Source organism: Caldibacillus sp. 210928-DFI.2.18 (genome assembly GCF_020554505.1).
GTDB classification, from domain to species: Bacteria; Bacillota; Bacilli; order Bacillales; family Caldibacillaceae; genus Caldifermentibacillus; species Caldifermentibacillus hisashii.
The window spans coordinates 1-9,240 of the sequence record NZ_JAJCHL010000108.1 but is presented as its reverse complement, the minus strand read 5'-3'; the positions used below and the strand labels follow the sequence as shown (position 1 = coordinate 9,240).

The window sequence follows — 9,240 nt, the reverse complement described above, 5'->3', positions numbered from 1 at the left end:
CAACGGTTGATTTCTCAAATGACTTTCTGCATGTGATTCGTTCAGCAGCCCCTACGTAATATTTGTATTTGTGATAAGCTACACTAATTCCGGGAAATATTTTTACAGACAAAACAATTATTCGAATGGAGGCCACTGAAAAAGTGCGTAATAATCTTGCTAAACACCGTATTTAGATATATTATCGGGTTTTATCATACTATATATGTTAGTAAATCTTTTTAAATAGTTTTTCAATGGCCTTATTCGAATGTCTCAATTTTTTCCGGCTTTAAGTACTTGGCAAGCAAACCATGTTTTGGCGATAATAAGTAACTGGCTAAAAAGATAAGCCCGGTTGCAAATGCCATAGACCCTGAAATGGAAGTATCAATCCAAGCAGCAATAAAATATCCGATGACGGCGGAAGCGACTCCGAATAATCCGCTGATAACAACCATCATGTGCAGTCGATCGGTCCAAAGATATGCGGAGGCTGCCGGGGTAATTAACATCGCAACGACCATAATCGCCCCAACCGCGTCAAAGGAAGCCACCGTTGTAATTGAAACCAGACTCATAAACAGATAGTGCATAAAAAGAACCGGTATCCCGACACTTGCGGCAAGTCCGGGATCGAAAGTGGTAATTTTCCATTCTTTATAGAAAGCGATAATAAATAATAAGACAACAAAAAACACAAGAGTTAAGATGGCTGTAGCTTTTGGAATGCTTCCCACGATTGGCAACGTAATTCTATTCCAGGGAATAAATGTGATTTCCCCCATTAATGCATGCTGGACATCCAAATGGGCATTTCCGACAAAAGCTTCAATTAAAATAACCCCGATGGCAAAAAGGGTTGTGAATACAATTCCAATGGCCGCCTCTTGTTGCACATCTAAAGAGTTGAGCCATTGGACAAACAAGGCGGTCAAAAGTCCTGCAATAATGGCACCGATGAGCATATGGACTCCGGTCAATTCTTGCGTAATAATAAATGCAACAACAATACCAAGTAAAACGGTATGGCTAATAGCGTCAGCCATCATAGCCATTTTCCGTAAAATTAAAAAGACACCGATCAAACCGCATGATAAACCGACTAAAGATGCTGTCAAAATAATCCAGGCGGTGTATGTCATTCTATTGAACCTCCTTTTTCAAAACAGAGGTGGGGATCGATTGTAAGATTTCCTGTTTTTTATGGTGCTTCATTTGCCAATATTGAACAAGAATTCCTTTTTCTTTTCCAAAAATTAACGAGATGATAAAAAAACTCGCTGCCAAAACAACAATAAATGGTCCTGTTGGCCAACCGTTGCCGATTGCACTAATAAGCGTACCAATCATACCGGATGCACCGCCAAATAGGGCTGAAATGATAACCTTCGTTTGAAAAGAATGTGTCCAATAACGGGCACTGACTGCCGGAAAAATAAGAAGTGCTGCGATAAGGATAACACCAACTGCTTGAATACCAACGACAATGGTTGTTACCAGAAGAATCGTATACACAACATCCATTCCTTTTAACGGCAAACCGAGCCCACTGGCAAACTGGCGATCAAATAAATAGATTTTCCATTCCTTAAATCCAATAACAACAACTGAAACAACCAAAATGGCAAGAATGGACATTGTCCACACATCTGATTGCACCATAGAAGCGGATTGACCCAGGATAAAGTTATTTAAGCCGCTTTGGTTCCCGCTTGTTCGGTTAGCGATCGTTAAAAGCATAATCCCAAAACCGTAAAAGATTGATAGAATCATCCCCATTGCCGTATCTTCTTTAATTCTTTTTGTCAACGCTTATTTTTATTAATTCAATTTTTTTTACCTAAGGAAACTTAGGAGTTGGAAAACAAAGCGGTTCAAGCGGTAAAATTATTCTACTTCTTTATAAAAAGTGATTTAAATTGGGGACAGAAAAAATGGCAAGCATTTCGAGGAGGGAGTGCTCGTATATCATTTGTTCTCGCTGAGTAATACGATGGCATCTTTTTTTTAAAACCGTGAATCCTATCCATTTAAAGTCTGTCACTTTCTAAGTATTTCTGAGTTATTATGATTTCTTAATTTGGTAGGTCAGTCAATTTACTAAAAAAGTGGTTTTTATTATAACTCAACTTTCGCACACAGTAATATTTAAGCATTGCTTGATATAATTAGGTATAGTAACCAACCATTTATTCATTTGATTTTTAAAGATGTCCATGTTCAAAGAAACCTTGGCTTCCGCCAAAGTTTGGAAAAGGTCAATAAGCGATTGGAGGGCAGTAATAAAATCTATGTCTTTTACATTGTACAACCGGCACTTGCTAAAGACCAAAGCCCGGTGCCCCTTGTCATCATGTCTTATCCTGAGCCTCTACAAGAACAACAATTTCAATCATTTAAAGATTGGGTTTATACAAATGTTTATTCCTTTATCTAAATTTATCCAGTAAAAAGTGCAAGAACCAGTTGAAAGAAATCGAGGTCAAAAGCACTTCTGATTTACGAACACCATTATTTGGCAGTGAAAGAAGACTTAGTTTTATTCAAATCACTTTGGTCGAATGATAGAAAGTAGGGGGTTTTATGGAATCGAAACTAGTCATCATTCGTGGGAATTCAAGAAGCGGAAAAACAACGATTGCGAAAAGACTTCAAAACTATTTTGGTTATGGAACACTCTTAGTTTCTCAGGATGTTGTTCGGCGTGAGATGTTAAACGTTCATGATCGGGATGGGAATCTATCAATTGACCTAATTCGGCAAATTGCAGAATACGGTAAAGGAAAATGTGAATATGTGATTGTGGAAGGGATATTGTACAAGGCCTGGTATGGAGAGATGTTGACGAATTTAATCCGGTTTTTTGAGGGGAATGCCCATGTTTTTTACTATGATCTTACATTTGAAGAAACGCTAAAACGTCACAATTCGAGTCCGAAGAAAACGGAGTTCGGAGAAGAAGCTCTCCGTAAATGGTGGAGGGAAAAAGATTATCTTGGTGTACCTGGAGAAACATTTCTAACCAATGATATGTCAGAGGATGATATTTTTACATTCATTATCAAACAATTACAAAAGTGATGACACAAATTGGTGTGTTGATCCAAGAAGGATTAACCACCTTTTTTCAATACCAATTCATATACATCCATAACAAATGCATAAAAAATAAAAAATCAAAGGGTTGACATTTTACCCCGCGGGGTATATTATAGGTTATGTGATTGATAATCACGAACGAATAAGTGAAAATCTTAAATAGGCATCAAGTAAAAGTCGTTAGTAAAATACGACTATTTTACCGCCCGGGAATATACCCATACAGGTATATTAATGAAGTCAACGACTATTTATTTTTAGTAAATTTAATACCATAGGGGGTAACTGAATGATAAAAGCAAATCTTCAATTAGATGCTAAAGGTCTAGCTTGTCCTATGCCAATAGTAAAAACCAAAAAAGCAATTACCGATCTTGAAGAAGGTCAAGTTTTGGAAGTTCAAGCAACAGATAAAGGCTCCAAGGCAGATTTAGCTGCTTGGGCAAGTTCTGTAGGACATCAATATTTAGGAACAGTAGAAGAAGGCGATGTATTTTATCATTACATCCGTAAAGGTTCTAGTGAACCGGAAGTGGAAAAAACATTCGAACACACTGTTTCACTTAATGAAATTGAATCACGTGATGGCTTAATTTTAGACGTGCGTGAAGAGGCTGAATATGCATTTGGGCATATTGAAGGTGCTAAATCCATCCCTTTGGGAGAATTAGAATCAAGACTCGAAGAATTGAATAAAGAACAAGAGATTTATGTGGTTTGCCGTACCGGAAAACGCTCGGATATGGCAGCACAAATTTTAGCTAAAAATGGCTTTACAAAAGTATATAACGTTCTACCAGGCATGACTGAGTGGAACGGTAAACTAACAAAAGAGGTATAGGAGGAATTTAATATGTCTAATAAAGTAGCGATTATTGCAGCAAACGGTGGTTTATTTGATGCCTATAAAGTATTTAATATTGCAACAGCAGCAGCAGCTTCAGAAAAAGAGGTACAAATCTTTTTCACTTTTGAAGGGCTAAACTTAATTCATAAACAAGCAATGCACGCTTTAGAAATGCCAGCGGGAAAGGAACATTTAACCGAAGGGTTTGAAAAAGCAAATGTTCCTACTATCCCACAACTAGTTGAGATGGCACAGGAACTAGGTGTTAAATTTATAGCATGTCAAATGACAATGGATGTTATGGGACTTACGAAAGAAGATTTCGTTGATGGTATAGAAGTTGGTGGAGCAGTAACATTCCTAGAATATGCAAAAGATGCATCACCAACATTAACTTTCTAATTAGATGATCAATCTTTATGCAGTGGAGAAATTCTCCACTGTTAAAAAATAACTCAAAATATACCTAGGGGGGTAATTTGGTGATGGCAGTATATAAATGGACTGCAGCAGAAGTTGCTCGAAAAGTAATTGATAAGGAAGAATTATTTATTTTAGATGTTCGTAATCATGATGCATTTGAGGATTGGAAAATTGAAGGACATAAATTCGAGTATTTAAATATCCCTTACTTCGAATTAATAGATGGTGTAGAAGAGATTTTGCCTAAACTTCCAACAGATAAGGAAGTATTAGTAGTATGTGCTAAGGAAGGATCTTCCGTTATGGTAGCAGAAATGCTTTCTGAAGCTGGTCGTGAAGTTGCATATCTTGAAGGTGGAATGAAATCTTGGAGTAGTTATCTAGAACCAATTAAAGTTTCCGATTTAGAAAATGGTGGGGAGATATACCAATTTGTCCGTTTAGGAAAAGGTTGTTTATCTTATATGGTAATTTCTGAAGGCGAAGCAGCTATTATCGATGCAGTCCGTTTCACGGATGTATTCACAAACTTTGCTAAAGAAAAAGGTGTAGAAATCAAACATGTATTTGATACGCATCTACATGCGGATCATATCTCGGGTGGACGTCACATTGCAGCTGCAACAGGCGCTACTTACTACCTACCACCCAAAGATGCTACAGAGGTAGTATTCGACTACACACCTCTAACAGATGGGCTAAACATTAAAATTGGTGCATCTCAAATTGATGTAAATGCATTTTACTCACCTGGTCATACAATCGGTTCGACTTCATTTATAATCGATAATCAGTTCTTATTAACAGGAGATATTCTTTTTATTGATTCCATTGGTCGTCCTGACTTAGCAGGACTTGCGGAAGACTGGGTAGATGATCTACGTGAAACATTATATTCTCGTTATCGTGAACTTGCAGAAGACCTAGTCGTATTACCAGCACACTTCATGATTATTGATGAATTAAATGAAGATGGTACTGTAGCAAGAAGACTAGGTGATTTATTTAAAGAAAACCATGGTCTGAATATCGAAGACGAAGATGAATTCCGTCGTACGGTAACGGATCATTTGCCACCACAACCAAACGCATATCAACAAATTCGTCAAGTCAATATGGGTAAAATTACTCCAGATAATGATGAACAAACTGAAATGGAGATTGGTCCAAACCGTTGTGCCGTCCGCTAAATGTTGATTTGTAATTTGAAACAACAATTGATATTAGAAAATTTTATTTTGATATTCTGAGAGAGGCTGTTTGTAAAACATAAAATAGGGGCTTAATTCGGAAAACTTTAAATATAAAATGGAGGACTATCAAATGAACATTACCAAAACATTAGATGCAAAAGGTCTTGCATGTCCAATGCCTATCGTTAAAACCAAAAAAGCAATCGATGCGATTAAATCAGGAGAAGTACTTGAAGTAGTTGTTACAGACAAAGGTGCATTGAACGATATACCTGCTTGGGCAAAATCAGGCGGCCACACTGTGTTAGAACAAAAAACAGAAGAGGATGTTCTATACTTTTATATTCAAAAAGCATAATGAAAATCAAATAGCGAGTAGAATCACTACTCGCTTTTCCTGATGTAGAAAGGAGGTTTATCAATGGTTTTAACATTTATTATCGTCATATTTGCTATTGGATTTATTGGTTCATTCTTATCCGGTATGTTAGGCGTCGGCGGTTCCATTATTAAATATCCGATGCTATTATATATTCCACCTTTATTTGGTATAGTCGCATTCACGGCCCACGAAGTGTCGGGGATAAGTGCTATACAAGTATTATTTGCCTCCATCGCTGGTGTATGGGGGTATCGTAAAGGAGGATATCTAAACAAACAACTCATCGTTTATATGGGTGGAGCTATTCTCATTGGTAGCTTAATTGGTAGTTATGGATCTAGTTTATTATCGGAACAAGCAGTGAATGTCGTATATGGTATTCTTGCTTTAGTTGCGGCAGTGATGATGTTTATACCAAAAAAGCTAGTGGAAGATATGCCATTAAATGAAGTGACATTTAATAAGCCACTGGCAGCAATTCTAGCTTTAGTAGTTGGAATCGTATCTGGTATTGTTGGAGCAGCAGGAGGATTTTTGCTTGTACCAATTATGTTAACAGTTCTGCATATCCCAACGAGAATGACGATTGCTACAAGTTTAGCTATTACCTTCATATCTTCCATTGGGAGTAGTATTGGTAAACTGATCACGGGACAGGTAGATTATCTACCAGCTATCATTATGATTATTGCAAGTATTATAGCCGCCCCACTCGGTACGAAGGTTGGTAAGAAAATGAATACCAAAATCTTACAGTTTATTCTAGCTATTATGATTGCTGGTACTGCCATTAAACTTTGGATCGATATTTTATAATGTAATTTAATATTAACTTTTTACTACTTACAATTGTTTAGAATGCAACAATAAGACAGAAGGCCTCCCTTTTTAAAAAAATTTTGGATACAAATTATATTGGAAAAAATTTTTTAGCTGGTACCTTGACAATATACCTTGAGGGGTATATTACAATGCTTATAAATTCAATGAATAAGTTTATTATTGTAATATGAGTGCAACTAAAACACATTTATAAAAAACGCTATATCAAAAAGGTATTAAATTTGTCACTTTAAGATGATAGATAATCCTTTTTTAAAAGGGAGGAATATTGAATGGAATATGATAAATCAGTTGTCAATCGTTTAAAACGAATTGAAGGACAGATCAAAGGTGTTTTAAATATGATTGAACAAAATAAAGATTGTCGAGACGTGATTACTCAATTATCTGCCTCACGTTCTGCCATTGATCGTACAATTGGTTTAATTGTGAGCATGAATTTAGAACAATGTGTTCGTGAAAATATAAAAAATGGTGAAGATACGCAAGAACTTGTAAAAGAAGCAGTAAATTTATTAGTAAAAAGTAGATAAAAGGTTCAACAGCTTTTCTTTAATTAGAAAAGCGTTCCATGCCTTTTTTTGTATTTTTTATACCCAGGTGGGTATAAGGTTTTTAAATATAGATGCATGAAAATAGGTAGGATATTTTAATTGTTAGTAATATACATTTAGGGGTATTAAGGAGGAGGCTTTAAATCAATGGGAATAATGGAGTGGATTATTATTGTTGCTGTTGCTCTTATTTTTCTTAGCCGTTTTATTCCAACAAAAGGGATAACGAATATAACTGTTGAACAAGCGAAGAAAAGAATAAATGATAAAAATATTCAATGTATAGATGTTCGAACAACAGGTGAATATAAATCAAACCATCGACCACAGTTTAAAAATATTCCCCTTAACGAACTACCGAATAAAGTAAATAAGCTAGATAAAAATAAAGATATTATTGTCATTTGTCAAAGTGGTATGAGAAGTGCAAAAGCAGCAAAATACTTAAAAAAACAAGGTTTTAAAAATATTTATAATGTTAAGGGCGGAATGAGTGCTTGGTATTAAGAAAGGAAGAAGTCTAATGGCAAAACAAATTACACCAGAAGAAGTTGAGGTGCGTCTAAAAAATCAAGAAGCTGTGGATATTATTGATGTTCGCGAAAATGCTGAAATAGCAACTGGGAAAATACCGGGAGCAAAACATATCCCATTAAGGCAACTCGCACTCCGTAAAAACGAATTAGATAAAAAGAAGAGTTATATTATTGTCTGCCAATCGGGGAATCGCAGTAAGGCTGCCTGTGGAATCCTAGAGGCACTTGGATTCAAAGTAGAGGATATGATTGGCGGCATGAATAATTGGACAGGTAAGGTAGAATAAGAAAGATGATTAAAGAGGTTAATTTAGATATTCATCCAATTGCAATGGTAAAATTAATCTCAAAAACAGGGAAATTCACTGTACCGCAAACAAATATTAATGGTAAATGGATTTCGGGCTTTGATCCAGTGGGATTATGAAAAGCGATACAGGTGTGAAATCACTTTACTCATAATATTATTAAGTAGATTTTATAATTCAATATACCCCATTGGGTATAAGGGGATTATAAAGTGAAAATTTTAAGGGAGGAAAAAAATAATGAAAAACAATGTTACTGTCTATACAACAACAAGCTGTCCGTTTTGTACAATGTTAAAAGGTTTTTTGCAGCAAAACGGTATTCCATTTAAGGAAGTAAACGTAGAAAGGGATCCCATTATGATGCAAAGATTAGTAAATCAAACAGGTCAAATGGGAGTTCCACAAACAGAAATAAATGGGAAATGGGTTATTGGATTCGATCCAGAACGTTTGATGGATTATTTAGAAAAATAAAAAATATAGTAGTAAAAGAGTTATAGAATTAATATAATATAAAATAGACAAAAGGAAGCCTGAATTTCTTTTCTATGAGATTCGGGCTTTTTTTAGCTATTATCTAGGACGACTTGCATCTCTGTCTTTATAGCCACTCTGCGAGTCTTTTCTTATATTGTGCGCCTATTAGCAGCGCATGACAATAACATCCAATGCCCTATCTATTATTGTTTATTTTATCGTTTAATGTAAAATGAAGGAAAAAGACGTGTGGGTATTGTCATGTTATAAAGATGGGATAAATTGAAGATGTTATGAGCTGTTAGTTATTGTTCTATCCTGGGACGTCATCACGTAAAAATAGAGTGCTAGAAAATTGGGAACATGCCCAAACGCGGATGTATCAAGCGATTGGGCGTGTTTTTATATTGAGCAAAATTATAGAAATAGTATATTTTTAACCCCATTCACACATTTTTTTCACAAGAGTGGATCGAGATTAGATAAATAGAAGATACAAAGATATAATAAGTTAAGGGGAAGTAATTTAATCGAAATATATTTAGGGGTTGCTGAACAAACAAAAAAACCAAATAGGAGAAGGATTTATGAGC

12 protein-coding genes and 2 pseudogenes are annotated in these 9,240 nt (G+C 35.6%); 11 read left to right on the top strand and 3 right to left on the bottom strand.

Features of this window, described 5'->3' with window-relative positions; all coding sequences use genetic code 11:
* Nucleotides 1-242 precede the first annotated feature (242 nt).
* The 3 genes and pseudogenes from LIZ98_RS15735 to LIZ98_RS18295 form a co-directional block, all read right to left on the bottom strand.
* A complete protein-coding gene (locus LIZ98_RS15735; protein ID WP_227140196.1) occupies nt 243-1,124 on the bottom strand; it encodes a metal ABC transporter permease in 882 nt (293 codons plus the stop codon).
* Between the two features lies 1 nt (nt 1,125).
* Nucleotides 1,126-1,788, bottom strand: a pseudogene (locus LIZ98_RS15730) (metal ABC transporter permease); the annotation flags it as partial.
* A 319-nt stretch (nt 1,789-2,107) separates the two neighbouring features.
* Nucleotides 2,108-2,287 (bottom strand): annotated as a pseudogene (locus LIZ98_RS18295) (IS4 family transposase); the annotation flags it as partial.
* Between the two features lie 278 nt (nt 2,288-2,565).
* On the opposite strand from LIZ98_RS18295, the gene LIZ98_RS15725 reads away from it, so the two are divergent.
* The 11 genes from LIZ98_RS15725 (at nt 2,566) to LIZ98_RS15680 (ending at nt 8,644) form a co-directional block, all read left to right on the top strand.
* A complete protein-coding gene (locus LIZ98_RS15725) occupies nt 2,566-3,063 on the top strand; it encodes a kinase (RefSeq protein WP_227140194.1) in 498 nt (165 codons plus the stop codon).
* Between the two features lie 307 nt (nt 3,064-3,370).
* Nucleotides 3,371-3,922 carry a sulfurtransferase TusA family protein gene (locus LIZ98_RS15720; RefSeq protein ID WP_108897342.1) on the top strand — a complete coding sequence of 184 codons (552 nt, stop codon included), beginning with the start codon at nt 3,371-3,373 and terminating at the stop codon, nt 3,920-3,922.
* Nucleotides 3,923-3,934: 12 nt separating this feature from the next.
* The gene (locus LIZ98_RS15715; protein ID WP_108897343.1) at nt 3,935-4,330 is read left to right on the top strand and encodes a DsrE/DsrF/DrsH-like family protein; all 396 of its coding nucleotides are present in this window, start codon (nt 3,935-3,937) and stop codon (nt 4,328-4,330) included.
* A gap of 83 nt (nt 4,331-4,413) precedes the next feature.
* The gene (locus LIZ98_RS15710; protein WP_227140193.1) at nt 4,414-5,541 is read left to right on the top strand and encodes an MBL fold metallo-hydrolase; all 1,128 of its coding nucleotides are present in this window, start codon (nt 4,414-4,416) and stop codon (nt 5,539-5,541) included.
* A gap of 133 nt (nt 5,542-5,674) precedes the next feature.
* Nucleotides 5,675-5,902, top strand: coding sequence for a sulfurtransferase TusA family protein (locus tag LIZ98_RS15705; RefSeq protein WP_161921366.1), 228 nt, complete (start codon nt 5,675-5,677; stop codon nt 5,900-5,902).
* 63 nt (nt 5,903-5,965) lie between these two features.
* Entirely contained in the window at nt 5,966-6,742 is a 777-nt protein-coding gene (locus LIZ98_RS15700; RefSeq protein WP_108897346.1) for a sulfite exporter TauE/SafE family protein, read from the top strand.
* A 299-nt stretch (nt 6,743-7,041) separates the two neighbouring features.
* Nucleotides 7,042-7,302: a metal-sensitive transcriptional regulator gene (locus tag LIZ98_RS15695; protein WP_108897347.1), complete on the top strand. Its 261-nt coding sequence runs from the start codon at nt 7,042-7,044 to the stop codon at nt 7,300-7,302.
* 168 nt (nt 7,303-7,470) lie between these two features.
* On the top strand, nt 7,471-7,830 hold the full coding sequence (locus tag LIZ98_RS15690; protein ID WP_108897348.1) for a rhodanese-like domain-containing protein: 360 nt from the start codon (nt 7,471-7,473) through the stop codon (nt 7,828-7,830).
* 16 nt (nt 7,831-7,846) lie between these two features.
* Nucleotides 7,847-8,146, top strand: a complete 300-nt coding sequence (locus LIZ98_RS15685; RefSeq protein WP_108897349.1) for a rhodanese-like domain-containing protein — start codon at nt 7,847-7,849, stop codon at nt 8,144-8,146.
* A gap of 5 nt (nt 8,147-8,151) precedes the next feature.
* A complete protein-coding gene (locus LIZ98_RS18035; protein ID WP_255602299.1) occupies nt 8,152-8,286 on the top strand; it encodes a glutaredoxin family protein in 135 nt (44 codons plus the stop codon).
* Between the two features lie 121 nt (nt 8,287-8,407).
* Nucleotides 8,408-8,644, top strand: coding sequence for a glutaredoxin family protein (locus LIZ98_RS15680; protein ID WP_108897350.1), 237 nt, complete (start codon nt 8,408-8,410; stop codon nt 8,642-8,644).
* Nucleotides 8,645-9,240 lie beyond the last annotated feature (596 nt).